The following is a 26,762-nucleotide window of genomic DNA, read 5'->3' on the forward strand; positions in this document are numbered from 1 at the left end:
TGCGCGGTCCGGACCCGCTGGGGTCGGAGAGGCAGGGCGCTACAGGCGCCCGGCCGCCTTGAGGGCGAGGTAGGTGTCTGCGAGGCGCGGGGCGAGGTCGTCCGGGAGCGCGTCGACGACCTCGACGCCGCGCTGGCGCAGGCGGATCGTGACGGCCGCGCGCTCGAGCTCGGTGCGCTCGGCTGCGGCGGCGTCGAAGACCTCGGCGGTCGTGCCCCGGGCCGACCGCAGCTGGGCGACCTCGGGGTCCGCGACCGACGCCACGACCACGGTGTGGTCCTTCGCGAGCGGGGCGATCGACGGCAGCAGCCCGGTCTCCACGGCGGCGGGCTCGAGCGACGTCAGCAGCACCACGAGCGCCCGCTGGGACAGCCGCTGCTGCACCGCGGCGACGGCGCTCGGCCAGTCCGCCTCGACCAGGGCCGGGTCCACCGGCGCGAGCGCGTCGGCGAGTGCCGGGAGCAGGCGGGGGCCGCCCGTGCCCGCGACCTGCGCGCGCACGCGACGGTCGTAGGCGAGCAGGTCCACCCGGTCACCCGCGCGCGCGGCGAGCGCCGAGAGCAGCAGCGCGGCCTCCATCGAGGCGTCGATGCGCGGCAGGTCGCCGATCCTCGCCGCCGACGTGCGCGAGGTGTCGAGCACGATCATGACCCGCCGGTCCCGCTCGGGACGCCACGTGCGGACGACCACCTCGGAGCGTCGCGCGGTCGCGCGCCAGTCGATCGAGCGGACGTCGTCGCCGATCACGTACTCGCGCAAGGAGTCGAACTCGGTCCCCGCCCCGCGCACCTGGACGGCGGTGCGACCGTCGAGCTCGCGCAGACGCGCGAGCCGGCTCGGGAGATGGCGGCGTGAGGCGAACTCCGGCAGCACGCGCAACCGGCCCGGGACCTCGAGGGACACCTGTCGCGCCGCGAGGCCCAGCGGCCCGACCGAGCGGATCGTGACCTTGTCCGCGAGCCTGTCGCCGCGTCGGGTCGGCAGCAGCGCCGTGACCACGCGACGGGACTCGCCGTCCGGCAGGTCCACGCGGTGGCGGTTGCCGGTGGCACCTGCCGAGGGCTGCCACGCGTCACGCACGAGCGCGCGCAGCCGACGCCCCGACCTGTTGGTCAGCAGCAGCGTCGAGCGGCTCGCCTCCGTGAGGCGGACCGACACCGGTACGGAGCGGGTGATCTCGACCCGCCGCGGCGAGGCGGCCAGGGCGACGTCGAGAGCGACGAGTGCCACGACGAGCACCGCCCAGCCGACGACGACGATGGGGACGGGCAGCACGAGCACCACCACCACGCCGAGCGCGGTGACGGCGACGGCACGCCAGGTGATCGCCACGGGGTCTCAGCGCGGGACGGGCACGGCGGCGAGCACCGTGTCGAGCACGCTCTCGGCGGTGACGCCCTCGAGCTCGGCCTCGGCGCGCAGCTGCACACGGTGACGCAGCGTCGGGTGCGCGAGCGCCTTGACGTCGTCGGGCGTGACGTAGCCGCGTCCCGAGAGCCACGCCCAGGCCCGCGCGGTGGCGAGCAGAGCCGTGGCGCCGCGCGGAGACACACCCAGCGACAGCGACGGCGACTCCCGGGTCGCGCGGCACAGGTCGACCGCGTAGCCGAGCACCTCGTTCGCGACCTGCACCTGGGCCACCTCGGCGCGCGCGGCCGCGAGCTCGTCCGGACCGCTCACCGGCTGGACGCCGGCGGCGCCGAGGTCGCGCGGGTCGAAGCCGTGGGCGTGCCGGCGCAGCACCTCGACCTCGTGGTCGCGCTCGGGAAGCGGCAGCGTGAGCTTGAGCAGGAAGCGGTCGAGCTGGGCCTCGGGCAGCGGGTAGGTGCCCTCGTACTCGACCGGGTTCTGCGTCGCGATCACCAGGAACGGGTCGGGCAGCCTGCGCGGGGTGCCGTCCACGGACACCTGGCGCTCCTCCATCGCCTCGAGGAGCGACGCCTGCGTCTTGGGTGGCGTGCGGTTGATCTCGTCGGCGAGCAGCAGGTTCGTGAAGACCGGCCCCTCGCGGAACGAGAACTCGGCCGTGCGGGCGTCGTACACGAGCGAGCCCGTGACGTCACCGGGCATCAGGTCGGGGGTGAACTGCACGCGCTTGGTGTCGAGGGACAGCGCCGCGCTCAGGGTCCGCACCAGGAGCGTCTTGGCGACTCCCGGGACACCCTCGAGGAGCACGTGCCCGCGGCAGAGCAGCGCGATCACCAGGCCGGTCACCGCGGCGTCCTGCCCGACGACGGCCTTGCCGACCTCGGCCCGCAGCCGTCCGAGGCCCTGCCGCAGCTCGGCGGAGGGCGTGAAGGTGGACGTCGCGTAGGACGGTGCGGCCGGCGGGGCCTGAGCGGGCTGCCCGGACGGGGCCTGATGACCCGTGGGCGGCTGCGCGGGTGCGCCCTGGGGCGGGAACGGCGGTGGGCCTGCCGGGCCCTGCTGGTCGGGGCCGGGGACGTGGGGGTGGGTCACGTGCGGTGAACCTCGCTCTCGAGCTCGTCGAGCCGGCGGGTCAGGTCGACCAGCCCTGCGTCGTCGGTGGGTGGTGGTCCGTAGAGCAGGTCGGCGACCTGCGCGGTGTCGCGTCCGGTGGCGCGGGCGAGTGCCTCGAGCACCTCGGGTGCCCCGGCGGAACGTGGGAGGCCGAGCCTCGCGGCGGCCCGCCGTGCGGTCCCTGCGCGCAGCGCGGCTGCGGCGTGCCCGCGGGAACGTGAGCGCCGGTACAGGCGACCGCGGCCGACCGTCGCCTCGGCAGCGCGCACCGTGACGGGCAGCGGCTCGGTGACGACCGGGCCGAGCCTGCGTCCCCGCCACACCGCGAGCACGAGCACGACGACGACCAGCTGCGCACCGACGGGCCCTGCCCAGCTCGGCAGGAGGCTGCCGGTGGGCTGGACGCCACCGCCCTCGACGCCCGTGTCCTCGAACGCCGGCACGTACCAGACGAGGTGGTCGTTGCGGCCGAGGGCCCGCAGGGCGAGGGCCGCGTGGCCCTCGTCCGCGAGGCGTGCGTTCGTCAGGAGGGTCGCGTCGTCGATCGCCGTGATCCGGCGGGCGTCGTCGTCCCAGACCGCGTAGGCGTACTGGCGTTCGCCGAACGTGTCCGCCTCGGGGTGCGGGAAGCACATCGTCGCGTCCCCGTAGGACGTGAGCCCCGAGCCGTCGCTGTCGATCCCCTCGGCGGCGCGCGCGTCAGGGTCCGCGCACTCGGGTGCGAGCACGGTGGTGCTCGTGCTGTCCGCCCACCCGGTGTCGAGCGCACCGTCGGTGAGCGAGTCGAGCGCGGTCCAGTCGGGCTCGGCGAGCACGAGGTCGGCGCCGGTGTCCGCGAGCACGTCGACCTGGTCGGGCAGGAGGAAGAACGTCGAGGTCACGAGGAGGGTCGTGCCCGGCTCCGCGGCACGCGCGACCTCGGCCGAGGTCCTCACGTGCTCGACCGTGACGCCCTGACGCTCGAGCACCTGCGCGAGCGCGCGGCCGCCGTTGGGCTCGGGGTTGTCGGGGGCGAGCGGCGTGCCCGACGTCGCGGGCCGGAGCACGGCGGCGAGCAAGGCCGCGAGCGCGAGGAGCGCGACGACGACGAGCGGCACCACGGCGCGACGCCACCGGCGCCGCGCACGGCTCGAGGCGGTCGTGCCGTCGCCCATCACCGTGGAGGTCGCGCTGACCGTGGACCGCGTGGGCGCGCTCGGTCGCAGCGGGGACGGGGCCGGGGGTGCGGTCATCGCGGCCGCACCATCCCCGTCGCCGCGGCGACCTGCGCCGAGACGGGCCGGGTCGCGGTCGCCCGCTGGTCGAGCTCGCGCAGCCACGCGTCGTCGTCGGGCCCGGCCTGGAGCTCGCCGTAGCAGACGTCGTCGAAGAGGCGACCGGCGCGCACGAGGTCCGCAGCGACGTCGGGGAGGCGTGCCGCGGCTTCGTCGGCGGCCTCGTGCGCGGTGCGGCCGGGCCGGTCGTCGAGCAGCGCCCTGTCCTCGAGCGAGCGCAGGATCGCGCGGAAGCGGTCGAGGACGGCCTCGGACCAGAGCCCCTGCGCGGCGAGGGCGTCGGCGCTCGCACGCAGCTGCGCCGTGGTGCGCACGTCGTCCGTGAAGACGGAACGCGACGTGCGGCGAGCGGCGCGTGCGCGGCGGACCGGTCCGGTCACGACCAGGGCGATCACCACGCCCACGACGACGAGCCCGACGATCACGACGAGAGCGGTGCGGACGTCGACCCCGGAGGCGGCCTGACCCAGCCGGTCGAGCTGCTCGAGGACCCACGTCACGAGGCGGTCCAGCAGGCTCTCGGACTCGTGGTAGATCGGGTCGGAGAGCTCCTCCCGGACCCACTGGCGTGCGGTCTCCGCATCGGGCTGCACCGGCACCTCGACGGGCACGCGCAGGCGCACGGACGCACCGTGGGGTGCGGACGCGGCGAGCGGGACCGGGACCGGGGCGACCACCTAGGCGCGCACCCCGCCCGCCTCGCCGGCGGCCTCCTCGGCCGCACGTGCGAGCTCGACGTCGAGGCCCTCGCGGCGGATGCGCAGGTCGATGTAGAGCAGGGCGACGACGGCGGCCTGGAAGACGACGGTCAGGACCGTCGCGAGGGCGGTGCCGAGGTTCGTGACGACCAGGGCGGGCGCGAGCGAGCCCGCTCCCGGCGCGATGAGCAGGAAGGACGCGATCATCGCGACCGGGAACACCACGATCTGCGCCACGACGCTCACGATGATCGAGGTGAGCAGGTAGATGCCGAGCACCCGCCAGAAGCTCCCGCGCGTGAGCCTCCACGCGCGCCCCACCGAGCGCCATCCCGTCTGCTCGAGCACCATCGCCGGTGGCACGAGCAGGAGCCGGGTCCCGGCCCAGACGTAGCCGACGACCAGGAGCAGCGCACCGACGAGCCCGACGAGGAACGTGGTCACGTCGTCGGCGACGGTGCTGAGCCCCACGATGCCTGCGACGACGCCCGCGAGCGGTAGGAGGCTCGCGATCGACAGGACGACCGTGTAGCCGACCACCCGCAGGATGTGCGGCCAGCTCGAGGTCCACAGCATGCCGATGCTGATCCGCTGGCCGATCACGGAGCGGCTCACCGACACGGTCAGGGCTCCGCTGAGTACTGCGGTCGCGATCAGCGTGAACGGGGTCATGACGAGCGAGCTGAACGAGTAGCCGAGCGAGTCGTCCATGTAGGCGTCGGCCATCATGTCGCCCGTCGACGCCGTGGAGCTCAGCGCCCGCGTGATCTCGGGGAGCACGAGCCACTGGAACAGCGTTCCGACCACGGTCGCGATCACGACGACGATCGTGCTGAAGCCGAACATCACCTTGGGGTTGTGCCGCACGGCACGGAACGCGCCGTCGTAGATCTCTCCGAGGCTCAGCGGGCGAAGGGGCACGATCCCGCGCTGGACGGGCGGCGGCCGGTATCCCGGAGGGAGGCCCGGCTGCCCGTACTGGGGCTGCCCGTACTGGCCCTGCGGCTGGCCGTACTGAGGCTGCCCGTACTGAGGCTGCCCGTACTGGCCCTGCGGCTGGCCGTACGAGGGCGGCTGCCCGTACTGAGGCTGCTGCCCGTACTGGCCCTGCGGCTGGCCGTACGGCGGCTGCTGCCCGTACAGGCCCTGCGGCTGGCCGTACGAGGGCTGCTGCCCGTACTGCGGCTGCTGGCCGTGCTGACCACCCTGCGGCTGGCCCTGACCCGCAGCGGGCGCCCCCTGTCCGTACCCGGGCGGGGACGCGGCCACCTCGCCCCACCCGCTGGGTGCGGCGGGCGCGGGACGGCCGTCCCCGCGCGTGGGCTCGTCGGGCACGGTCACGGCGTCTCCTGCGTCCTGGGCTGCACGGACATCGCGCGGTGCGTCCGGCTGCTGCCGCACGCGCCTGCGCACCGGTGGCGCCACGTGCGCGGCCCCTCCCCGGCGGGGCCATCGTGCCACGTCACGCCGACGCGCCGCGTCGGCTCGCCACAGGATGTCCCGGCCCGGGGGTGCGAGGTGACACCATGAGGCCATGAAGGGTCGCATCTTGGTGGTGGACGACGACGTCGCGCTCGCGGAGATGATCGGCATCGTGCTGCGCTCGGAGGGCTTCGAGCCCCTGTTCTGCGCGCACGGTGACGAGGCGATCGGGGCGTTCCGCAACGGTCAGCCGGACCTCGTCCTGCTCGACCTCATGCTCCCCGGCAAGGACGGCACGGAGATCTGCCGCGAGATCCGGGCGGAGTCCGGGGTGCCGGTGGTGATGCTCACCGCCAAGAGCGACACGGTCGACGTCGTGCTCGGGCTCGAGTCCGGGGCGGACGACTACATCTCCAAGCCGTTCAAGCCCAAGGAGCTGATCGCGCGCGTCCGCGCCCGGCTCCGCCGCACCGACGAGCCGACGCCCGAGCACCTCACCATCGGTGACCTCGAGATCGACGTCACGGGTCACCGTGTCACGCGCGCCGGCACGCTCATCCCGCTCACGCCGCTCGAGTTCGACCTGCTGGTCGCGCTCGCGCGCAAGCCGTGGCAGGTGTTCACGCGCGAGGTGCTGCTCGAGCGCGTGTGGGGCTACCGGCACGCGGCCGACACGCGCCTGGTCAACGTCCACGTGCAGCGCCTCCGCTCGAAGATCGAGCACGACCCGGAGAAGCCCGAGATCGTCGTGACGGTGCGCGGTGTGGGCTACAAGGCGGGCTCCGGCTCGTCGTGAGGTCCCTGGCGTGAGCTCCCTGCAGCGGCTCCGGCGCGGGCTGAGGCTGGTCCGCCTGCGGGGCGAGCGCGTGACACGTGTGCTGTGGCACCGCTGGCGCGCCTCCCTCCAGGTGCGCGTGGTGACGTCGACCCTCGTGGTGGGCATCGTGGCGGTGGGCCTGCTCGGCACGTACCTGTCGGACAGCATCCGCGACGGCCTCGTGGACCAGCGCGTGAGCCAGATCCTCGAGGACAGCGCGCGGTCCACGGAGGAGGCCCAGCGCACCCTCGACGCGTCGACGGCCTCGACCGGCGACGACGTGCAGGCCCTGCTCAACAACCTCGTCCCCGCGCTCCAGGTACGCGGCCCCGGCGAGCGCGACGTGTTCCTGCGCAGGTCACCGGGAGGTGTGCCCTCGCTGTTCGTCACCGATCCCGCGAGCCGCCCCGAGCTCGTCAGCCTCATCAGCCAGCCCGTGCGGGAGGCCGTGCGCACCTCCGACGTGCAGCGCTGGACCCACGTGGGGATCCCGGCCGACGGCGCCCTCCCGGGCAGCGAGGCCGCCGTGGTGCCGGGCGTGCTCGTGGGTTCGGTGGTCAACGTGCCCGCCGTCGGGCAGTACGAGCTCTACTACCTGTACGACCTGCAGACCGAGCAGCAGACGTTGTCCTTCGTGCAGCAGGTGCTCGCGGTCGCGGGTGCGCTCCTCATCGGCCTGCTGGGCGCCATGACCTGGCTCGTCACGCGTCAGGCGGTGCTGCCCGTGCGGATCGCGGCACGGGTCGCCGAGCGTCTCGCCGACGGCAACCTCACCGAGCGCATGACCGTGCGCGGCGTCGACGAGATGGCCACGCTCGCGCGCTCGTTCAACGAGATGGCCGAGAGCCTCCAGGACCAGATCCACCGGATGGAGGAGCTGTCGCACATGCAGCGGCGGTTCGTCTCCGACGTGTCCCACGAGCTGCGCACACCGCTGACCACGGTGCGCATGGCCGCCGAGGTGATCCACGAGTCCCGGGACGAGCTCGACCCGGCCGCACGGCGCTCGGCCGAGCTGCTGACCACGCAGCTCGACCGGTTCGAGGCCCTGCTCGCGGACCTCCTCGAGATCAGCAGGTTCGACGCCGGCGCGGCGATGCTCGACGCCGAGCACCGCGACGTGCGCGACGTCGTCCTGACCGTGGTCGAGCAGGCGGCGCCCCTCGCGCAGCGGCGCGGCACGTGGCTCGACGTCGAGGTGCCCGAGACGCGCGTCGGGGCGGACATCGACCCGCGCCGTGTCGAGCGCGTGCTTCGGAACCTGCTCGTCAACGCGATCGAGCACGGCGAGGGGCGACCGGTGCGTGTGCGGCTCGCGGCCGACGCGACGGCGGTCGCGGTCTCGGTGCGTGACCACGGCGTGGGCATGACGGCCGAGGAGGTCGAGCACGTCTTCGACCGCTTCTGGCGTGCGGACCCCGCTCGCGCCCGCACGCTGGGCGGCACGGGGCTGGGCCTGGCGATTTCGATCGAGGACGCGCGTCTGCACGGAGGGTGGCTCGAGGCGTGGGGGAGGCCCGACGAGGGTGCGTTGTTCCGCCTGACGCTCCCGAGGCGCGCGGGCATCGTCCTCGACTCCTCCCCGCTCCCGCTCGCGCCCGACGACCGCGCGGACGCGACGACCTCGACGCCTGCGGCCACGCACGCGGTGCCGTCGGGCTCCGACCCGGCAGCCCTGCCCGACCTCGACCGGCTGGAGGCCTGATGTCGCGCACCACCCGTCGCAGGACCCGGTCCCGCGCGCTGGGCGTGCTCGTGCTCGCCGCCGTCGGGCTCGCGGGCTGCGCGGCGATCCCCACGTCGGGCCCCATCAACAGCGGTGAGGTGCCCGTGTCGGAGCCCGCACCCGTCATCCCGATCGGCAACGACCCGGTGCCCGACGCCGAGCCCGAGCGCCTCGTCATGGACTTCATCAGCGCGAGCAGCGCGGGCTTCTACGACGACTTCGAGATCGCGCGCAAGTACCTCACCACGCGGACGGCCGATGCGTGGGACCCGCGCGCGCAGGTGCTGGTCTACCAGGGCGAGGAGCCGACGATCGTCGAGGGCGACGACGAGCAGACGTTCCTCGTGCGGGTGCCCGTGATCGCGACGGTCGACGCGGGTGGTCGCTACACCGAGACCGTGCCGGGCTCGCTGCCCACCGAGCTCGTGTTCGAGGTGCGGCAGGAGAACGGCCAGTGGCGCATCTCCGCGCTCGCGGACGGCGTGCTCATGCGTGCGCCGAACTTCTACGACGTCGTGTTCCGGCGGACCGCGTTGTACTTCGCGACCCCCGACCGCACGCACCTGGTCCCGGACATGCGGTGGTTCCCGTCGCGCAACACCGCGAGCTCGGCGGTCTCCGAGCTTCTCGCGGGCCCCTCGCCGTGGCTGCGCGACGCCGTCGTCTCGGGCTTCCCGGAGGGCACACGCCTGAGCACGGCGACGGTCCCGGTCACCAACGCCGTCGCGACGGTCGACCTGTCCGCCGACGTGCGCGTGGCCGAGCCCGCCGACGCGAGCCTGCTGCGTACCCAGCTCGAGACGACCCTCGGGCGTCTGCCGGGCACCCTGGTGACCTCGGTCGAGACGCTCGTCGGCGGTCTGCCCTGGGACGTCGGGGAGCCCCTGGAGCTGCGTCGGGACGTCGCGCCCGAGCGCGGCCCGTTCGTGCTGTCGGACGACCGGCTCGCCGTGGTCGAGGGGCGCGACGAGGTGGTGCCCCTCGACGACGCCGCACCGCTGACGGGGATCGACGCCAACAGTCCTGCCCTCAGCCCGGACGAGCAGGTGCGCGTGGTGCGCGACGGCACGACGCGGGTGCTGCTGCTGCCTCTCGACGCGTCGCCGCCCGTCGAGCTGCTGCGCGGCAGCTCACTCATCGCGCCGACGGTGGACCGGTTCGGCTGGGTGTGGGCGGGTGAGACGTCCTCGGGCGGGACGCTCACGGCGGTCGACGCCGGGGGGAACCAGGTGGCCGTCGAGGCCGAGTGGCTCGACGCGCGCGTCGTGCGCTCGCTGCGCGTCTCACGCGACGGCGCGCGGATCGCCGTGGTGTCTGCCAGCGCGGGCGGACGTGACGCGACGATCGAGGTGGCCGGGGTGGTGCGGGACGAGAACGGTGTGCCGCAGCGGGTGACGACGGAGACGGTGCGTGTCGGGTCGGCGCTCGAGGACGTGACCGAGGTCGCCTGGACGGACGAGGGCATGCTCGCGGTGCTCGGCACGAGCGGGACCCTGAGCACGCCGACGCCCACGATGCACCTGGTGCCCATCGGCGGGCCGACGCAGGTGCTCCCGATGGTGCGCGACACCGTGGGCATCGCGTCGAGCCGCGGTGACCGCGGTCTGTACCTCGCGGTCGAGGGCGGGGTCCTGTACTCGCGGCAGGGCTCGAGCTGGGTGGTCGCCGCGACCGGCGTGCGCGACCCCGTCTTCCCCGGGTAGCCGCGCTCCCGTGGCCCGGCCTGTGGAGGACGCACCTGCCGACCCTGGGACCGGGCATGGTCGTCGCGTGCACCTCACCGCCACCACCGTCGTCGGCGCAGGCCTGCGCGACCTCGCGCGCCTGGTCGTACCCGTGCGCTGCCCCGGCTGCGGGCTCTGGGACGAGCCCCTGTGCTCGCGCTGCGCGCACTGCTTCGACGGTCCGCCGCAGCGCTGCGAGGACGACGTCCCGCGTCTGGACCGCGACCCGGCCCGGCTTCGCGGCCTCGACCCGCTCCCCGTCTGGGCCCTCGCGACGTACCAGGGCGAGGCGCGCGGTGTCGTGGTGGCGTGGAAGGACCGAGGGCGCCGCGACCTGGGGCGTCCCCTCGAGCGAGCGGCCCGGCGTGGCGCCCGGCGCCTCGACGACGTGGTGCAGGCGGCACGGGGCACCGCGGTGCACGTGGTCGGCGTCCCGACGGGGACCGCCGCCCGGCGCAGGCGCGGTGGTGACCTGGTGGCCGGCCTCGCCTCGGCCGTGGTGGACGGCCTGGTGCGCGCGGGGGCCGACGCGCGGGCCGCGCCGCTCCTGCGACGGGCGGGTGGGCTCGACCAGGTAGGGCTGGGGGCCCGGGCCCGCGGACGCAACACGGCTGGTTCGTACGTCCTCGCACGGCGTCCCGCGCCGGGCGCGCTCCATCTGCTGGTCGACGACGTCGTCACCACGGGCAGCACCCTGGCCGCGTGCGAGGCGCTCGTGTCCGGTTCGGGTGGGCTCGTCCTGGGCGCTCTGGTGCTCGCCGCGACTCCGTCCCCCGGACGGCGCACGTCGAGCGTGGCGAAAGGGGGGACGGGGGTCTAGCGTCAGTGCATGGAGCTGTACGTCAGGGCCCGGGAGGGCGAGCCGCGAGGCCGTCGGGCCCGCCCGGTGCAGCGCGGCCCCGGGAGGGGGTGGTGCGTCTCGTCCGCCCCGTGAGGGTTTCTCTGAAGTCCCCCCGGACGGCGTCGTCGCCGTCCCACTCCCAGGAGGTCAGCATGGAGATCGTCGTCGTCGGCCGTCACGTCGAGGTGCCCGACCGGTTCCGCCGCCACGTCCAGGACAAGCTCACCAAGATCACCCAGCTCGCGCCGCGTGCGCAGCGGGTCGACGTCGAGCTCACGCACGAGAACAACCCGCGCCAGTCGGGGACGTGCGAGCGCATCGAGCTGACCGTGCGGGGGAAGGGGCCTGTGATCCGTGCGGAGGCCGCCGCCGACGACATGTACGCGGCGCTCGACGTCGCGTCCGGGAAGCTGCTCGAGCGGCTCAGGCGCGCGCGCGACCGGCGCAAGGACCACCACAAGCAGCCCCCGCCGCTCGCGCCGGTGGACGTGCGCCCGCCCGCCGAGCCCGAGCCCGAGCCCGAGCCGCCGGCACCGGGTGAGGCGGTCGAGTCGACCTGGGGGGACTCGCCCGTCGTGATCCGCGAGAAGCTGCACCGCGCCCAGCCGATGACGCTGGACGACGCGCTCTACGAGATGGAGATGGTGGGGCACGACTTCTTCCTCTTCATCGACGCCGAGACCGCGCTTCCCTCGGTGGCCTACCGACGCCGCGGCTGGAGCTACGGCGTCATCCGCCTCGACGCACCCGTGGGGCAGAGCGTCGAGGCCGTCTGACCTCGCGTGTCGGTGGCGGGGGCGAGGATGGCGGGATGCCGACCTCGCCCCCGCGCGCCGATGCCGGATCCCCCGGCGCACGGACGACCGACCTGGCGCGCGCACCTCGATCCGGGGCGCCGCGCGCGGTGACCGAGCTGTCCCTCGCGCAGGCCCGCCGCGTGGCGCTGCGCGCCCAGGGCCTCGACCGCAGGCGCGTGTCGCGCAGCGCTCCCGTGACCATGCGTCAGCTCCAGCAGGTGATCGACCGGCTGGGTCTGTTCCAGATCGACTCCGTGAACGTCCTCGCGCGTGCCCACCTCATGCCCACCTGGTCGCGCCTGGGCGACTACGACGTGGGTCTGCTCGACCGCGCCTCGGGCCGCTCGCCACGCCGCCTGGTCGAGGCGTGGGCCCACGAGGCGTCGTTCATCCCTCCCGAGACCTACCCCCTGCTGGCCTGGCGCCGACGTGACCACGAGCGCCACTGGTCCACGCTCCCGGCCGAGGCCGGCCACGGCGCCGTGATCGACGAGGTACGTGCGCTCCTGCGGACCGCGGGGCCCATGACGGCGCGCGAGGTCCACGCGGCGCTCGAGGTCGAGCACCCGCGCACCCGCACCGACTGGGGGTGGAACTGGACGGTCGCCAAGCGGGTCCTCGAGCACCTGTTCTTCACCGGAGAGATCTCGTCGGCCGGTCGCACGCCGTCGTTCGAGCGGGCGTACGACCTGACCTCGCGCGTGCTCCCGCCGGCGGTCCTGGCACAGCCCGCGGTGTCCGACGCCGACGCCGTGCGCGGGTTGATCGAGATCGGGGCACGCGCTCACGGGATCGGCACCGAGCGCTGCTTCGCCGACTACTTCCGCGTGCGCGGGCCGGCCGTGCGCGGGGCCGTCACCGACCTCGTCGACGACGGCGTGCTGGTGCCCGTGCGCGTGCGGGGCTGGGACCGCCCCACCTACCTGCACCGCGACGCCCACCTGCCTCGCCGCGCGACGGGTCGCGCACTGCTGAGTCCCTTCGACCCGCTCGTGTTCGAGCGGCGTCGCCTGCTCGAGCTCTTCGGCCTCCACTACCGGATCGAGATCTACACGCCGGCCGACCAGCGGGTGTACGGCTACTACGTGCTGCCGTTCCTCCTCGGCGACACCTTCGTGGCCCGTGTCGACCTCAAGGCCGACCGCCGCGCAGGTGCGCTCCTCGTGCAGGCCGCGCACGCCGAGGAAGGGGCTCCCGTCGAGACCGCGGACGAGCTCGCCGACGAGCTCGGTGACCTCGCGCGCTGGCTGGGCCTCGACCAGGTCGTCGTGCCCGACGGAGCGCGTGGTGCGCTCGCGGGCTCCCTCGTGGGGCTCGCGGGGGTGCGCGCCGAGAGCTCGTCGCCGGCCCCCTAGGCTCGGCCCGTGCCGCCGACCGCGCCCGGGTCCCGTCCGTCCCCGGACTTCCTGCTCGTGTGCCTCGGCGCGGTGCTCTGGGGCACGGGCGGCCTCGCGGGCTCGGCCCTGCGAGAGGCGACCGCTGCCCCGATGCTCGTGGTGGCCGCGCTGCGGTTGCTCGTGGGCGGCGGGCTGCTGCTCGTGGTGCTCGCGCTCGTGGGGCGGGTCCGAGGTCTGCGTGCTCCCGGGGCGCCAGGGCGCGTCGCCGTCACGGGCCTGCTCGCCGCGGTCTACCAGTCCGCGTACTTCGGCGCGGTGCAGCTGACCGGGGTCGCGGTCGCGACGGTGGTCGCGCTGGGCTCCGCGCCGGTGGCGGTGGCCGTCGCGACGGCCCTCGTGCGTCGCCGCGTGCCCGGCCTGCGCACGGTCGGTGCGCTCGCCCTCGCCACGGGCGGCCTGGTGCTGCTGGTGCTCGGCCCGGGGGAGGGCGCGGTGGTGGCACCGGGAGGGGTGCTCCTCGCCCTGGTCGCCGGCAGCGCGTTCGCGGCGATGACGCTGGTGAACCGCCGTCGCCGGCCCGGTCCGGACCCCCTCGGGCTCACCGCGGTCGCGTTCACGGTCGGCGGGCTCCTGCTGGCACCGTTCGCGGTGCTCGTCGGGGGCTGGCCCGGGGAGGCCGGGGCGACCGACGGCTGGGACGCGTCGGCGTGGCTGCTGGTGATCTACCTGGGCATCGGTCCGACGGCCCTCGCCTACGCCGCGTACTTCCGCGGCCTCCACGGCGTCCCGCCCACCACGGCGACCGTGCTCGCCCTCCTCGAGCCGCTCACCGCCGCCGTCGGGGCCGCGGTGCTGCTGGGGGAGCGGCCTGGTCCGGTCGCGCTCGTCGGCGGCCTCGCCCTCGTGGCGGCGGTCCTGGTGCTGCGTCCCGCCTCCCCTACGATGGAGGATGGTCGGCGCCGACCGCGCGCCCTCGGGCGCTCGGACGAGCTGCCACCCATCGGCCCGCTGCCACCCGGCGCGGGGAGCTGACGAGTCTGGAGCAATACGTGCCCTCGATCCTCGACAAGGTCCTGCGCATCGGTGAGGGGCGCATCCTCAAGAAGCTCTCGGGGATCGCCGACCAGGTGAACGCCCTCGAGGACAGCTTCAGCGGGCTGACCGACGACGAGCTCCGCGAGGAGACCGAGCGCTTCAAGGCGCGTGTCGCCGAGGGCGAGTCGCTCGACGACCTGCTGCCCGAGGCCTTCGCAGCGGTCCGTGAGGCAGCCAAGCGCACGCTCGGTCAGCGGCACTTCGACGTCCAGATCATGGGTGGTGCGGCCCTGCACATGGGCAACATCGCCGAGATGAAGACCGGTGAGGGCAAGACGCTCGTCGCGACGCTCCCCGCCTACCTCAACGCGCTCAGCGGCAAGGGCGTGCACGTCGTCACCGTCAACGACTACCTCGCGCAGTACCAGAGCGACCTCATGGGTCGCGTCTTCCGCTTCCTCGGGCTGAGCACCGGCTGCATCGTCGCGGGGCAGAAGCCCGCCGAGCGACGTGAGCAGTACGCGGCCGACATCACGTACGGCACCAACAACGAGTTCGGCTTCGACTACCTGCGCGACAACATGGCCTGGAAGCCCGAGGACCTGGTGCAGCGCGGGCACAACTTCGCGATCGTCGACGAGGTCGACTCGATCCTGATCGACGAGGCGCGCACGCCGCTGATCATCTCCGGGCCCGCGTCGGGTGACGCGAACAAGTGGTACGGGGAGTTCGCGAAGGTCGCCCGCAGGCTCACCGCGGAGACCGACTACGAGGTCGACGAGAAGAAGCGCACCATCGGCGTGCTCGAGCCGGGCATCGCGAAGGTCGAGGACTACCTCGGCATCGAGAACCTCTACGAGTCGCTCAACACCCCGCTCATCGGGTTCCTCAACAACGCGATCAAGGCCAAGGAGCTGTTCAAGCGCGACAAGGACTACGTCGTCATGAACGGCGAGGTGCTGATCGTGGACGAGCACACCGGTCGCATGCTGCCCGGGCGCCGGTACAACGAGGGCATGCACCAGGCGATCGAGGCCAAGGAGGGCGTGGCCATCAAGGCCGAGAACCAGACGCTCGCCACGATCACGCTGCAGAACTACTTCCGTCTGTACGGCAAGCTCGCGGGCATGACGGGCACGGCCCAGACCGAGGCGGCCGAGTTCCAGGGCACCTACGGGCTGGGTGTCGTGCCCATCCCGACCAACCGCCCCATGCAGCGCATCGACCAGCCCGACCTCGTCTACAAGAACGAGGAGGGCAAGTTCGCCGCGGTGGTCGAGGACATCGTCGAGCGTCACGCCCAGGGCCAGCCGGTGCTGGTCGGGACGGTGAGCGTGGAGAAGTCCGAGCTGCTCTCGTCGATGCTGCGCAAGCAGGGCGTCCCGCACGAGGTCCTCAACGCGAAGCAGCACGCACGCGAGGCGGCGATCGTCGCGCAGGCCGGACGCAAGGGTGCCGTGACCGTCGCGACCAACATGGCCGGCCGAGGCACCGACATCATGCTGGGCGGGAACGCCGAGTTCATGGCGGTCTCCGACCTCGCGGGCCGCGGGCTCGACCCGGCCGAGCAGGCCGAGGAGTACGAGGCCGCGTGGCCCGAGGCGCTCGAGCGTGCGCAGGCGGCCGTCGCCGCCGAGCACGAGGAGGTCGTCGAGCTCGGTGGCCTGTACGTGCTCGGTACCGAGCGCCACGAGTCGCGCCGTATCGACAACCAGCTGCGTGGGCGCTCGGGCCGTCAGGGCGACCCCGGTGAGAGCCGGTTCTACCTGTCGATGGCCGACGACCTGATGCGCCTGTTCAACTCGTCGCTCGCCGAGTCGATGATGCACCGGGCCGGGTTCCCGGACGACCTGCCGCTCGAGTCCAAGATGGTCACACGCGGCATCCAGAGCGCACAGGCTCAGGTCGAGGCCCGCAACTTCGAGATCCGCAAGAACGTCCTCAAGTACGACGACGTGCTCTCGCGTCAGCGCACCGTCATCTACGACGAGCGTCGTCGCGTGCTCGAGGGTGAGGACGTCGCCGACCAGATCCAGCACTTCGTGACCGACGTCGTCACGGCCTACGTGGACGGTGCGACGGCCGAGGGCAACCCCGAGCAGTGGGACCTCGACGCGCTGTGGACCGCGCTCAAGCTCGTCTTCCCGGTGTCGATCACCCCCGAGGAGGTGGTGACCGAGGCCGGGCACGAGTCGCGGCTGACCCGCGACATGCTGCTCGAGGAGATCCTCTCGGACGCCCGGGTGGCCTACGAGGCGCGCGAGGAGCAGATCGGCTCGGAGAACATGCGCCAGCTCGAGCGGCGGGTCGTCCTGTCGGTGCTCGACCGCAAGTGGCGCGAGCACCTCTACGAGATGGACTACCTCAAGGACGGCATCGGCCTGCGCGCGATGGCGCAGCGCGACCCGCTGGTCGAGTACCAGCGCGAGGGTTTCCAGCTCTTCGGCGCGATGACCGACGCCATCAAGGAGGAGTCGGTCACGTACCTGTACAACCTCGAGGTCAAGGTCGCCCAGCCGGCGGACGGTGACGCGGCGGAGACGGGGGAGGCCTCCGACGGTGCGCCGGTGATCACGGCCTCGTCGGCGGCACGCACCGCGGCGTCGGACACGACCCGCCCGGCGCAGTCCCCGCGTGCGGCCACGCCGCAGCTCATCGCCCAGGGTCTCGACGGCCCCGAGCGTCAGGTGCCGTTGCACTACTCGGCGCCGAGCGTCGACGGTGACGCACGCGAGGTCCGCAGCGCAGACGCGCCGGCGTCCGCACCCGAGAGCGACGGCCAGACCTTCCCGGGGACGCCGCGCAACGCGCAGTGCCCGTGCGGCTCGGGGAAGAAGTACAAGGCCTGCCACGGCAAGAACGAGGAGAGCTGACCCCCCGGGTCAGCCGATCTGCAGCTCCGTCGCGCGCCAGTGGCCGCGATGCACCTCGAGGCGCACCGCGGCGGCTCGGATGCGGGTGCCGTCCTGCACCACGACCGAGCACTCGGCGACGGTGTCGCTGAGCCGGCACACGCGTGAGCGGCGCACGCGTGCGCTCCGCAGCGCCCCGGTGAGGCGGTCGGCCGGCACGCGGCCCTCGAGGGTGGCGTAGACGGCGGGGGTCACCCACCGGACGAGCTGCGTGAGCGGCCGGGCGCCGGCGAGGGCCTCGACCGCAGCGAGCACCACGGGCCCGCACACCTGGCCGGGGTCCGTGAGCGGCACCACGGGCCGTGGCGCGGGCGCCATGGCGGGCCACCCGTCCAGGGCGGCCGAGCGCGCCGTCCGCGCAGTGACCGCGAGAGCCGCCTCGGCGACGCCTTCCGCGCGCTCGGTCACGGGCGGCAGGAGCAGCACGGGCCCGCGACGCGGACCGCGCGCCCCCGGCCGGGGCTCCGGTCGGGGCCCCGGCCGGGGGCCAGGCGCCCCGCGGCGGGTCTCGGGCGGACGGGTGCGTGTGGGCGCGAGGGCGGTCATGGCTGCTCCTTCGATGGGACGTGGACGGCGGGCGCAGGCGCACGGAGCTCCTGGCCGGGGTGGATCAGGTCCGGGTCGTCGAGCACGTCGCGGTTGGCGTCCCACCACCGGGGCCACGCGGCGGCGATCTCGGCGGTCGTGGGATCGTCGAGGCTGCGGGCGGCGATGTGCCAGAGGGTGTCCCCGGCCTCGACGACGACGTCCTGCTGCCCGCTCCGCTCCGGGCCGTCGGCCACGGGCTCGAGCAGCTCGACCGACGTCCCAGGCGTCGGTTCCCGCGCAGGTCCGGTGACGTCCGCGGTGCGCGCGACGTCCGACCCTGGGACGGGGGCGGCAGGGGTGGCGGCGGTGGCTGCGTCCACGGGCGGTGGCTCGGTCTGCTCGGACGGGTCCGTCGCAGACGTGGCGCCCCAGCCGAGGTCGACGTCGGCCGCGGTGGCCGGAGCCATCAGGCCGAGGCCGAGGCCCGCGCCCAGACCCGCGGCGAGTACACGACGCACCACGACAGGCGTGAGCAGTGCCGCGGCGCGTTCGAGCGCGCGGGGCCGGACGCCCACGAGCGAGCCGGTGACCGCAAGCCAGCTGACCGCGAGGCCTGGCAGCAGGAGCAACGCCGCGACGGTCGCGAGAAGGGCACCGAGCGCCGTGACGGCGTCGTCCGCGCCGCCGGCCACCACGGTGCGGTGCGTGAGCGTGGGCAGCGTCGGGGCGAGGAGCGCGAGTGCCGCCGCATCGGTGACGACCGCCACGGATGCCCGCAGCCACGCGGTGGGGCCGGGCTCCGGTGCCGTCGCCGCGGGCGCCGCCTCCTCAGGAGCGTTGACGCGGGTGGGCTTTCCCATGCGTTGTGGTCCATTCGATCGTATTTGATGACGTTTGATGCGATCTGAGCATGCTAGGTGCAGGCTGCGCTGTCCAGCCGCGACGGGCGACCTGTGGACGATGCGCGGCTCGGTCCGTGGCGCACCCGGTGCGGCTACGGTGGCCGGATGCGCTGGCACGAGCTCCTCGCCGACCTCGAGCGGAGGTTCGACGCCGAGATGGGCCAGGCCCGGGCGGCCGAGGTCGCGGAGCTCACCCGGGCCGAGTGGGCGCGCACCACGCTGGACGATCGCCTCCGTGCGCACCGTGAGGTCCACCTGGTGCTCCGCCTGCGGTCCGGCGGGTCGCTCGAGGGTCGGCTCGTCGAGTCAGGGGTGGGCTGGCTGCTGGTGCACGGTCCGGCGGGACGCGAGGACCTCGTCCACCTGGCCGGTGTCGTCGGGATCGACGGCCTCGGCCAGGGCGTCGCGCCACCGCCGGGCGAGGTGGGCGCCCGCCTCGGCTTCGGTCACGCGCTGCGTGCGGTCGCACGCGACCGCACCGTCGTCAGGCTCGCGACCTGCGACGGTGGCCACGTGGACGGACGGGTCGACGTCGTGGGTGCCGACCACCTCGTGGTCGCGCTCGTCAGCCCCGAGACCGGCCGACCGGTCGGGCCGGTGCGGACGGTGCCCTTCTCAGCCGTCGACGCCGTCCGCAGCCTGTGACGGGGTGATCTCGCCCGACGCGATGCGTGAGCGCGTCTGGGCGTACATGCGTTGGATGTAGGTCTCGAGCTCGGTCGCCTCGACGCGCCACTGGCCACGGCCGCCGACCTGGATCGCCGGCAGCTCTCCGCTGCGCACCAGCGCGTACGCCTGTGCGGAGGAGATGTTCAGCACCTCGGTCACGTCCGCGAGGGTCAGGAAGCGCGCTGCCATGCCCGCCATCCTTCCACGCCCGCCGCCGGCGACCGCGTCGTCCACACCCCCCGGTCGGCGGTGCCGTGGAGGCGTCGCGACCAGCAGAATGGCGCCCGGAATGCCCGGATCGGCATGATGTGGGCGGAACGAGGAGGCCACATGACGACGACCGAGGCGTCACGACCCATGACGGCGGGCCGGACGGCCGCCGAGCCGGTGAGCCCTGCGGCGGTCCGGCTGCGACGACCGGGGTGGCGTGACCCGCGCCTGCTCGTGGGGCTCGTGCTGCTCGGGGCGTCGGTGGTGCTCGGCTCCTTCGTGGTGAGCTCGGCCTCGCGCACCGTGCCCGTGCTCGTGGCGGACGAGGCGCTCGTGCCCGGGCAGCAGATCGACCCGGGCGTGCTCGTGCCGCGCGAGGTGCGTCTGCACGACGTCGGCCTGTACCTGCCCGCAGGCGTCGACCTCGACGGGCTCGTCGCGGTGCGAGCGGTCGCCGCGGGCGAGCTGGTGCCCCGATCGGCACTCGCCCGTGACACCGAGCTGGATCTGCGTCCCGTGGCGATCACGCCCGAGGGCCCCGTGGCGAGCGGTGTCGTCGCCGGGGCGGCCGTCGACCTCTGGTTCGTCCCCGCCGCCGGGCGCGACGGCGGCGCAGTGGAGCCGCGGCCCCTCGCGGAGGGCTTGACGGTCGCAGAGGTGACCGAGGCGGGTCGGTTGGCCGTCGGTTCGGGGGTCACCGTGCACGTCCTCGTCGACCTCGCGACGCTGCCGCACGTGCTGGCGGCGCTCGCCGAGGACGGCTCCGTCGAGATCGTCCACGTCCCCGGCGGGCTGTCCGGATGAGGGGAGTCGCACCCGCGGGCGTGCTGTGCGCCGTGCGGGGCCCGGCCGAGCAGGACGTCGTGCGCGCGCTCTGCGGCCACCCGCGCGAGCTCCACGTCAGCCGCCGCTGCGCGGATCTCGCCGAGCTCCTGGCAGCGGCGGACGCGGGCCACGGCTCTGTCGCGGTCGTCTCGGCGGACCTGCCGGGGCTCGACCGTGAGGCGGTCCGCCACCTGCACGGCTCGGGTGCATGGGTGGTGCTGCTCGCCGATCTCGCGGGACCGGCCGGTGCACACGCCCTCGGGGCGGACGCCCTGCTCGACGGGGGAGACCTGGGTGACCCGCTCGTCGCGACCGTGCGCGGCCTGCTCGACCGTGCCGCCGACGGTGCGCGTCCCGGTGGCCGCCCGCCCGGCGCGGGTGCCCAGGCGCCGAGTCGCCTCGAGGCCGTCCTCGGTGGCCCGGGTGCGGCACCGACGCCGTCGCGGCCGGGGCGGGTCGTCGCGGTGTGGGGCCCGACCGGGGCACCGGGTCGCACCACGGTCGCGCTCGGTGTCGCCGACGCGCTCACGCGGGTGGCTGCCGCGGAGAACGCCTCCGTGCTGCTCGTCGACGCCGACACCTACGGTGGGACCGTCGCCCAGCAGATCGGGCTGCTCGACGAAGCGCCCGGCCTGGCGGCGGCGACGCGCACGGCCGCGACGGGGCGGCTGGACGCGGTGACGCTCGCGGCGCTGACCCCTCGCCTGGACTCCGGGTTGCGGGTGCTGACGGGTCTGAGCCGGGCCGAGCGCTGGCCCGAGGTCACGGCCTCTGGTCTGACGGAGATCTGGCGGGCCGCCCGGGAGCTCGCGACCTGGACCGTCGTCGACTGCGGCTTCTGCGTCGAGCAGGACGAGGCGCTCAGCTACGACACGCGCGCCCCGCGCCGCAACGGCGCGACGCTCTCGGCGCTCGAGGAGGCCGACCTCGTGCTCGTGGTCGGTGCGGGTGACCCGATCGGTCTGCAGCGGCTCGTCCACGCGCTCGGGCAGCTCGACGCCCTCGGCGTCGCGACCGCCCACCGTCGTGTCGTCGTGAACCGGCTGCGTGCGTCGGCGAGCGGCTCGCGGCCCGAGGTGGCGGTGCGGGCCGCGCTCGAGCGGTACGCGGGGGTGCGTGAGGTCTCCGTCCTGCCCGACGACCGCGCGACGTGCGACGGTGCCGTCCTCGCGGCCCGCACGCTGTACGAGCAGGACCCGACGGCGGCCCTCACGCGCGCGCTCGTCGAGCTCGCCGGGACGGTCCTCGCCGCCGTGCCTCCCGCACCCGCGGACGGTGACGCGCGTGGCGCCCTGGCCGGTGCTCTCGTGGCCGGGGCACACTGAGCACGTGCGCATCTACCTGCCCTCGAGCCTCGACGAGCTGAGCGCGAGCGACCTCGCACCGCGCGTCGTCCACGCGGTCACGTCCGGACTGCGGGCCGCCCTTCCGGACGAGGACGAGGAGGGGCTCGAGTACGCGGCTCAGCTGCTCGCCGCGGACGACAGCCTCGACCGTCCCGGGGCGGGCGATCGCCGCGTGGTGGTCGCGGCCGACGTGCCCGAGGCGCTCGTCGAGAGCCTCGAGGACGCCGACGACGGGACCGCGCCGAGCGCGGTCCGGCTCACGGCCAGGGTGACGTGGGACGCGGTGGCGTGCGCGCACGTCGACGAGGCGGCCGCCGAGCCGGACGTGCGTGCGGCACGTGGCGGGGATGACGCCGCGGCCGAGCGGCTCGCCGAGCGTGACCTGCTCTGGTACGACGTGAGCGAGCTCGCGGGCCTCGCGCGCTGAGCCCTGGCCGCCCGCGGGCGGTCAGTCGTCGCGGAACGGGTCGAGCAGGGCGAGCACCTGCTCGTGCAGCGCACCGTTCGTCGCGAGCGCCGAGCCCCCGAAGGGCCCGGGGACGCCGTGCACCGACGTGAAGGTCCCGCCCGCCTCGGTGACGATCGGCACGAGCGCAGCCATGTCGTGCAGCGCGAGCTCGGGCTCGCACGCGACGTCGACCGCGCCCTCGGCGACCAGGACGTACGACCAGAAGTCGCCGTAGGCCCGGGTGCGCCACACCGTGCGGGTGAGGTCGAGGAACGACTCGAGGCGGTCCTGCTCCTCCCAGCCGCTCAGGCTCGAGTAGGACAACGAGGCGTCCTCGAGCCTCGACACGTCGGACACGTGCAGGCGCGTCGCCGACGACAGCGAGCGGCCGGTCCAGGCGCCCGAGCCCTCGGCGGCCCACCAGCGGCGCCCGAGCGCGGGGGCACTGACGACGCCGAGCACGGGGCGGCCCGCGTCGATGAGCGCGATGAGCGTGGCCCACACGGGCACGCCGCGCACGAAGTTCTTGGTGCCGTCGATCGGGTCGATCACCCACTGGCGCGGGCCGTGGCCCGTGTCCGGCATCTCCTCGCCCATCACGGCGTCGCGCGGCCGCGTGCGTGCGAGCTGGGCCCGGACGATCTCCTCGGCGTGCGTGTCCGCGTCCGTGACCGGGGTGGTGTCGGGCTTGGTCGAGACCACGAGGTCCTGCGCCCGGAAGCGCTCGGTGGTCATCGCGTCCACCTGGTCCGCGATCACGTGGGCCAGCCGGAGGTCGTCGTCGTAGCCGGAGCGCAGGGACATGGCTGCACCGTAGCGTCCCCGCCTCCGGCGGCGGGGGACCTCCTGGGCGTCCGGGCCGGCCGTCCCGTGGTCAGGGGCGCGGCCCGGACGCGGGAGGATGGCACCGACAGCACGCACGGACGCACGAGAGGCCCGCCCATGATCGAGATCCTCGACCCCAGCGAGGTGGTGCGGGCACGCGCCACGGGCGCCCTCGTCGCCCGCATCCTGCAGACCCTCCGCGACCGTGCGGGCGTGGGCACCAACCTCCTCGAGATCGACCGGTGGGCGCGGGAGATGATCCTCGACGCGGGTGCGGAGTCCTGCTACGTCGACTACGCCCCGAGCTTCGGCCGCGGACCGTTCGGTCACTACATCTGCACCTCGGTCAACGACGCGGTGCTCCACGGCCGTCCGCGGGACCAGGTGCTCGCGGACGGTGACCTGCTCACGCTCGACCTCGCCGTCTCCCTCGACGGGGTCGTCGCGGACTCGGCCGTGAGCTTCCTCGTGGGCTCGACCCGTCCTCCCGAGAGCGTCGCGCTCATCGACGCGACCGAGCGCGCGCTCGCGGCCGGCATCGCCGCGGCCGGGCCGGGAGCCCGGATCGGTGACGTCGCGCACGCCATCGGCACGGTGCTGAGCGCGGCGGGGTACCCGATCAGCACCGAGTTCGGCGGCCACGGCGTCGGCTCGACGATGCACCAGGACCCGCACGTGCCGAACACGGGACGCCCCGGACGCGGCTACACCCTGCGCCCGGGCCTGCTGCTCGCCCTCGAGCCCTGGGTGATGGCCGACACCGCCGCGCTCGTGACGGACGCCGACGGCTGGACGCTGCGCAGCGCGACCGGCTGCCTCACCGCGCACTCCGAGCACACCATCGCGATCACCGACGACGGCGCCGAGATCCTCACCCTGCGTGCGTGATCGCGCGCCCGCACCGACCCCGGTGCGGTGCGGTCATACGCCCTCGGTGGTCGTGCGCGCGACCAGGAGGCGTCGCAGCGAGTCGAGGCGCACGCCGCGTGCCTCGCGCTCGGCTCCCGGCTCGGCCTCGTCGACCCACTCGTCGAGGGCGCAGTCCGGGGCGTCCGGGAGGTGCGTGCACCCGCGCGGGCAGCGCTCGTCGACCACCTGGGCGAGCTCGGGGAAGGCTCCGACCACGGCCGAGGGCTCCACGTGGGCCAGCCCGAACGACCGGACGCCCGGGGTGTCGATCACCCAGCCACCGTGCTCGGGCAGTCGCAGGGCGACCGCGCTCGACGACGTGTGCCGGCCGCGGCCCGTCACGTCGTTGACGACGCCCGTGGCCCGCGCGGCCTGCGGCACCAGTGCGTTGACGAGTGTCGACTTCCCGACGCCCGAGTGGCCCACGAGCACCGACGTGCGTCCCGCGAGGCGGGCCCGCACGTCGTCGAGGCCGACCACCGCACCGCGCTCGGGGGCTTCGCCGGCGGCCGAGGCCGTACCGCCCGACGGGCGCGAGGTGACCACCACCTCGACGCCCAGCGGCGCGTACGCCGCGACGAGCGCCTCGGGGCTCGCGAGATCCGCCTTGGTCAGGCAGAGCAGCACGGTCATCCCCGCGTCGTAGGCGGCGACGACGCAGCGGTCGATCATCCGGGTGCGGGGCTCGGGGTCGGCGAGCGCCGTGACCACGACCAGCTGCTCGGCGTTCGCCACGATCACGCGTTCGACGGGGTCGTCGTCGTCCGCCGTGCGGCGCAGCACGGTCGAGCGGGGCATGATCCGCACGATGCGCGCGAGCGTGCCCTCGTCGCCGCTCGTGTCACCGACCACCTCGACCATGTCGCCGCAGACCACGCGCACGCGGCCCAGCTCGCGCGCCTTCATCGCCACGGCGACGCGCTCGTCGGGGGAGTCGGGGCGGACGAGCAGGGTGTAGCGCCCGCGGTCGACGCCCGTCACGAGGGCGGGCTCGGCGTCCGTGTGTCCGGGCCGGATCTTGGTGCGCGGGCGCGACCCCCGGGGATTGGGACGGGTGCGGACGTCGTCCTCGTCCCACCGCCGCGCGCGCGACACTCAGGCCTGCCCGGCGCCCGTCGGGGCGGGGTGGTCGGCCGGGTCGAGGCCGAGCATCGCGGTCCACATGCCCGCGAAGTCCGGCAGCGTCTTGGCGGTGGTCTCGACGTCGACCACCTCGACGCCCGGCACGCGGAGGCCCACCAGGGCCGCTGCCGTGGCCATCCGGTGGTCGTGGTAGGTCTCCATGCGGGCAGGTCGCAGCGGTCGCGGCGTGATGACGAGGCCGTCGTGGGTCTGCTCGACCTGCGTACCCACGCGGCCCAGCTCGGTCGCGAGGGCGGCGAGCCTGTCGGTCTCGTGCCCCCGGATGTGGCCGACGCCGCGCAGGCGGCTCGGCGAGTCACCCAGCGCAGCGAGTGCCGCGATCGTGGGGGTGAGCTCACCTACCGCCCCGAGGTCGACGTCGACGCCGCGCACGGTGCCGTCGCCCGTCACGGTGAGCACGCCGTCGTGCACGTCTGCGCTCGTCGCACCCATGCGCCGCAGAAGCTCCGGCAGCACCCCGCCCGGCTGTGTGGTCGCGCTCGGCCAGCCGGGGACGCGCACGGTCCCGCCGGCGACGAGGGCCGCGCACAGGAACGGTGCCGCGTTGGAGAGGTCGGGCTCGACCCGGACGTCGCGCGCCGCGGGGCGGCCCGGGGCCACGTGCCACAGGTCCGGCCGGGAGTCGTCGACGGCCACGCCCGCCGCGCGCAGCACGTCCACCGTCATCCGGATGTGCGGCAGGCTCGGCAGCGTACGGCCCGTGTGACGCAGCAGCAGGCCGTCGGGCAGGGCCGCGCCAGTGAGCAGCAGGCCCGAGACGAACTGCGACGAGGAGCTCGCGTCGACGTCCACCGCTCCTCCGCGCACCGCGGGACCACCCGTCACGGTGAACGGGAGGGTGCCGCGACCCCCGTCGTCGACCTGCGCGCCCAGCTCGCGCAGCGCGAGCAGCACGGGCCCCATGGGGCGCACGCGTGCCTGCGGGTCACCGTCGAAGCGGACCGGACGCTCGAGCAGGGCCGCGACCGGGGGAAGGAAGCGCATGACCGTCCCGGCGAGCCCGCAGTCCACCTGGAGCGGACCGCCGTCGGGCCCGGGCACGAGCGGCTCGACCCGCCACGAGGCGCCGTCGGCGTTGACGCGGGCGCCGAGCGCGTCGAGCGCCGCGGACATCAGCCGTGTGTCGCGCGAGTCGAGCGCCCCGTGCAGCGTCCCGGGGCCGTCGGCGAGGGCGGCGAGCACGAGATAGCGGTTGGTGAGGGACTTGGAGCCCGGGACCTCGACGGTCGCGTCGAGCTCCCCGGATGCGGCGGGAGCCCGCCAGGCCGTGGGTGCGGTGGGGCTCGGCGCGCTCATGAGCCCGAGGTTACCGGGGGGCGCGCGCCGGGTGCGGGGGCGGTCCGCCCGTCGGGCCGGGCCCTCAGGTGGTGGCCTTGCGCAGCGCGCGGGCGGTGGTGCGAGCCTCCGAGGCCGCCGCCGCGACGGCGCGACGGGCCTCACGCGACGCCGCCTTGTCCAGGCGCGCGTGCCGCACGCGCCACGCCATGCCCGGCCTGCCCGCGGTGTCGGCGGCGAGGATGAGCGCCGCGCCCACGCGGCTCAGCCGCTCGAGCAGACGGCGCGGCTCGTCGGAGCCCGCGAGCTTCTCGGTGACGACCAGGGGCACCGTCAGCACGGCGAGCGCGAGTGCCGCCGCGCGTGGCGCCTTCCCGAGCGCGAGGAGCACGCCGGCAGCGGCGGTCGCACCTCCGTGCACCCGGACCGCGGTCCGCAGCTGCGCGTGGTCGAGCGAGGGGAGGTCGGTACGGGCACGGGCGTCCTCCCACGCCTTGCGGGCGCGGGCGACGTGGGGCTCGGGCGTCCGGAGCACGTCGACGCCGTCGGCCACGACGACAGCGGCGAAGAGCGGACGGGCGATGCGACGGACAAACATGGCGAGCTCCTTGCGGGTGC

Annotated in this window: 25 protein-coding genes; 13 read left to right on the forward strand and 12 right to left on the reverse strand. The window is 74.6% G+C overall.

Translation table 11 applies throughout. The features are described 5' to 3' along the window. Positions 1-39: 39 nt before the first annotated feature. Genes GXB85_RS10395 through GXB85_RS10415 form a run of 5 tightly spaced genes read right to left on the reverse strand, consistent with a single transcriptional unit; the run spans position 40 to position 5,794 of the window. Positions 40-1,332 (reverse strand): DUF58 domain-containing protein, encoded by a 1,293-nt coding sequence (locus tag GXB85_RS10395; protein WP_161917587.1) that lies wholly within the window; start codon positions 1,330-1,332, stop codon positions 40-42. Positions 1,333-1,338: 6 nt separating this feature from the next. After that, entirely contained in the window at positions 1,339-2,460 is a 1,122-nt protein-coding gene (locus GXB85_RS10400) for a MoxR family ATPase (RefSeq protein WP_161917588.1), read from the reverse strand. Beyond that, positions 2,457-3,713 (reverse strand): DUF4350 domain-containing protein, encoded by a 1,257-nt coding sequence (locus tag GXB85_RS10405; protein ID WP_161917589.1) that lies wholly within the window; start codon positions 3,711-3,713, stop codon positions 2,457-2,459. The genes GXB85_RS10400 and GXB85_RS10405 overlap by 4 nt, the downstream gene beginning before the upstream one ends. After that, complete coding sequence (locus tag GXB85_RS10410; protein WP_370524156.1) at positions 3,710-4,378, reverse strand: DUF4129 domain-containing protein; 669 nt, start codon at positions 4,376-4,378, stop codon at positions 3,710-3,712. The genes GXB85_RS10405 and GXB85_RS10410 overlap by 4 nt, the downstream gene beginning before the upstream one ends. Before the next feature lie 54 nt (positions 4,379-4,432). Next, positions 4,433-5,794, reverse strand: coding sequence for a glycerophosphoryl diester phosphodiesterase membrane domain-containing protein (locus GXB85_RS10415; RefSeq protein WP_161917590.1), 1,362 nt, complete (start codon positions 5,792-5,794; stop codon positions 4,433-4,435). A 193-nt stretch (positions 5,795-5,987) separates the two neighbouring features. On the opposite strand from GXB85_RS10415, the gene mtrA reads away from it, so the two are divergent. The 8 genes from mtrA (at position 5,988) to secA (ending at position 17,025) form a co-directional block, all read left to right on the forward strand. Next, positions 5,988-6,671 carry an MtrAB system response regulator MtrA gene (gene mtrA, locus GXB85_RS10420; RefSeq protein ID WP_161917591.1) on the forward strand — a complete coding sequence of 228 codons (684 nt, stop codon included), beginning with the start codon at positions 5,988-5,990 and terminating at the stop codon, positions 6,669-6,671. A 10-nt stretch (positions 6,672-6,681) separates the two neighbouring features. Continuing rightward, positions 6,682-8,397: an MtrAB system histidine kinase MtrB gene (gene mtrB / locus GXB85_RS10425; RefSeq protein ID WP_370524157.1), complete on the forward strand. Its 1,716-nt coding sequence runs from the start codon at positions 6,682-6,684 to the stop codon at positions 8,395-8,397. Continuing rightward, entirely contained in the window at positions 8,397-10,121 is a 1,725-nt protein-coding gene (locus tag GXB85_RS10430; protein ID WP_161917592.1) for an LpqB family beta-propeller domain-containing protein, read from the forward strand. The genes mtrB and GXB85_RS10430 overlap by 1 nt, the downstream gene beginning before the upstream one ends. A gap of 67 nt (positions 10,122-10,188) precedes the next feature. Continuing rightward, positions 10,189-10,962: a ComF family protein gene (locus GXB85_RS10435; RefSeq protein WP_370524158.1), complete on the forward strand. Its 774-nt coding sequence runs from the start codon at positions 10,189-10,191 to the stop codon at positions 10,960-10,962. A gap of 173 nt (positions 10,963-11,135) precedes the next feature. Next, positions 11,136-11,759 carry a ribosome hibernation-promoting factor, HPF/YfiA family gene (gene hpf, locus GXB85_RS10440; RefSeq protein ID WP_161917593.1) on the forward strand — a complete coding sequence of 208 codons (624 nt, stop codon included), beginning with the start codon at positions 11,136-11,138 and terminating at the stop codon, positions 11,757-11,759. Between the two features lie 35 nt (positions 11,760-11,794). Then, positions 11,795-13,135, forward strand: coding sequence for a winged helix-turn-helix domain-containing protein (locus GXB85_RS10445; protein WP_161917594.1), 1,341 nt, complete (start codon positions 11,795-11,797; stop codon positions 13,133-13,135). 9 nt (positions 13,136-13,144) lie between these two features. Next, a complete protein-coding gene (locus GXB85_RS10450; protein ID WP_202627823.1) occupies positions 13,145-14,149 on the forward strand; it encodes a DMT family transporter in 1,005 nt (334 codons plus the stop codon). Between the two features lie 17 nt (positions 14,150-14,166). Then, positions 14,167-17,025, forward strand: coding sequence for a preprotein translocase subunit SecA (gene secA / locus GXB85_RS10455; RefSeq protein ID WP_161917595.1), 2,859 nt, complete (start codon positions 14,167-14,169; stop codon positions 17,023-17,025). Between the two features lie 9 nt (positions 17,026-17,034). Here secA and GXB85_RS10460 read toward each other — a convergent pair whose 3' ends face one another. Further along, the gene (locus GXB85_RS10460; RefSeq protein ID WP_161917596.1) at positions 17,035-17,610 is read right to left on the reverse strand and encodes an Rv3235 family protein; all 576 of its coding nucleotides are present in this window, start codon (positions 17,608-17,610) and stop codon (positions 17,035-17,037) included. Further along, a complete protein-coding gene (locus tag GXB85_RS18665) occupies positions 17,607-18,452 on the reverse strand; it encodes a LysM peptidoglycan-binding domain-containing protein (RefSeq protein WP_161917597.1) in 846 nt (281 codons plus the stop codon). Before GXB85_RS18665 ends, GXB85_RS10460 begins: the two co-directional genes overlap by 4 nt. 147 nt (positions 18,453-18,599) lie before the next feature. On the opposite strand from GXB85_RS18665, the gene GXB85_RS10470 reads away from it, so the two are divergent. Next, positions 18,600-19,139 carry a hypothetical protein gene (locus GXB85_RS10470; RefSeq protein ID WP_161917598.1) on the forward strand — a complete coding sequence of 180 codons (540 nt, stop codon included), beginning with the start codon at positions 18,600-18,602 and terminating at the stop codon, positions 19,137-19,139. Here the strand turns inward: GXB85_RS10470 and GXB85_RS10475 are convergent. Then, positions 19,110-19,352, reverse strand: a complete 243-nt coding sequence (locus tag GXB85_RS10475; protein WP_161917599.1) for a helix-turn-helix domain-containing protein — start codon at positions 19,350-19,352, stop codon at positions 19,110-19,112. The two genes, GXB85_RS10470 and GXB85_RS10475, sit on opposite strands and share 30 nt — an antisense overlap. 141 nt (positions 19,353-19,493) lie before the next feature. Here GXB85_RS10475 and GXB85_RS10480 point away from each other — a divergent pair, with 141 nt between their 5' ends. Genes GXB85_RS10480 through GXB85_RS10490 form a run of 3 tightly spaced genes read left to right on the forward strand, consistent with a single transcriptional unit; the run spans position 19,494 to position 21,971 of the window. Further along, positions 19,494-20,177 carry a hypothetical protein gene (locus GXB85_RS10480; protein WP_161917600.1) on the forward strand — a complete coding sequence of 228 codons (684 nt, stop codon included), beginning with the start codon at positions 19,494-19,496 and terminating at the stop codon, positions 20,175-20,177. Next, positions 20,174-21,523: a hypothetical protein gene (locus GXB85_RS10485; protein WP_161917601.1), complete on the forward strand. Its 1,350-nt coding sequence runs from the start codon at positions 20,174-20,176 to the stop codon at positions 21,521-21,523. The genes GXB85_RS10480 and GXB85_RS10485 overlap by 4 nt, the downstream gene beginning before the upstream one ends. Positions 21,524-21,527: 4 nt before the next feature. Continuing rightward, on the forward strand, positions 21,528-21,971 hold the full coding sequence (locus GXB85_RS10490; RefSeq protein ID WP_161917602.1) for a hypothetical protein: 444 nt from the start codon (positions 21,528-21,530) through the stop codon (positions 21,969-21,971). 21 nt (positions 21,972-21,992) lie between these two features. Here GXB85_RS10490 and hisN read toward each other — a convergent pair whose 3' ends face one another. Continuing rightward, positions 21,993-22,796 (reverse strand): histidinol-phosphatase, encoded by an 804-nt coding sequence (hisN, locus tag GXB85_RS10495; protein ID WP_161917603.1) that lies wholly within the window; start codon positions 22,794-22,796, stop codon positions 21,993-21,995. 138 nt (positions 22,797-22,934) lie between these two features. On the opposite strand from hisN, the gene map reads away from it, so the two are divergent. After that, on the forward strand, positions 22,935-23,705 hold the full coding sequence (gene map / locus GXB85_RS10500) for a type I methionyl aminopeptidase (RefSeq protein WP_161917604.1): 771 nt from the start codon (positions 22,935-22,937) through the stop codon (positions 23,703-23,705). Between the two features lie 33 nt (positions 23,706-23,738). On the opposite strand, the gene rsgA is transcribed toward map, so the two are convergent. From rsgA to GXB85_RS10515, 3 genes are all read right to left on the reverse strand, one after another. After that, positions 23,739-24,821 carry a ribosome small subunit-dependent GTPase A gene (gene rsgA, locus GXB85_RS10505; RefSeq protein ID WP_161917605.1) on the reverse strand — a complete coding sequence of 361 codons (1,083 nt, stop codon included), beginning with the start codon at positions 24,819-24,821 and terminating at the stop codon, positions 23,739-23,741. Then, a complete protein-coding gene (gene aroA / locus GXB85_RS10510; RefSeq protein ID WP_161917606.1) occupies positions 24,822-26,165 on the reverse strand; it encodes a 3-phosphoshikimate 1-carboxyvinyltransferase in 1,344 nt (447 codons plus the stop codon). A 64-nt stretch (positions 26,166-26,229) separates the two neighbouring features. Continuing rightward, entirely contained in the window at positions 26,230-26,742 is a 513-nt protein-coding gene (locus GXB85_RS10515) for a DoxX family membrane protein (RefSeq protein WP_161917607.1), read from the reverse strand. Between the last annotated feature and the right edge of the window lie 20 nt (positions 26,743-26,762).

The organism is Cellulomonas sp. APG4 (assembly GCF_009996735.1).
Lineage (GTDB): Bacteria > Actinomycetota > Actinomycetes > Actinomycetales > Cellulomonadaceae > Actinotalea.